The organism is Pseudovibrio sp. POLY-S9, assembly GCF_001431305.1.
In the GTDB taxonomy this organism is placed as follows: Bacteria; Pseudomonadota; Alphaproteobacteria; order Rhizobiales; family Stappiaceae; genus Pseudovibrio.
Genome location: NZ_LCWX01000228.1, coordinates 87040 through 87511, shown reverse-complemented (window position 1 = coordinate 87511; position 472 = coordinate 87040). Strand labels below are relative to the sequence as shown.

At 54.9% G+C, this 472-nt stretch carries 2 pseudogenes; both read right to left on the bottom strand.

Annotation, left to right across the window (positions count from 1 at the left end):
• Positions 1-222 (bottom strand): annotated as a pseudogene (locus tag PPL9_RS34340) (ABC transporter permease); the annotation flags it as partial.
• Positions 219-472 (bottom strand): annotated as a pseudogene (locus PPL9_RS23050) (ABC transporter permease); the annotation flags it as partial. The pseudogenes PPL9_RS34340 and PPL9_RS23050, both read right to left, overlap by 4 nt.

The window sequence follows — 472 nt, the reverse complement described above, 5'->3', positions numbered from 1 at the left end:
ATCCTCTGGCAGTGCGCGAAACCAGTCCAGCGTGAAGCCTTGCCAGTCGATGACAGAGGGGGTTGGTGATGCGTTGAAGGCTGCAATCACCATGAAGATCATGGGCAGGAACATGTAGGCGAAAAAGATCACCAGATAGCCATTGAGGATGGTGGCGGCCCAATCAATAGGAGATTTCACCTGTTCTTTCATGGCGCCGCTTTCAAGTGTTGTTGTTGTCATTTCGCGATGTCCCGGATGCCGACGCGGAAGACCCACATGTTGAACAGAATGAAGACGATACAGGCCACCAGCAATGCCAGCGAATAGGCGGCGCCCTGATTCCAGCTGTCTGCCTCAAAGAAACGGCGATAAATCACCTGAGAGAACCAGTCGGGGTGCAGGCCACGGCCCACAGCACTTGGAACGGCGATGGAACCCGCAGAGAGCATGAAGGTCATGATCGCGCCAACGGCAATACCGGGTTTGGCAT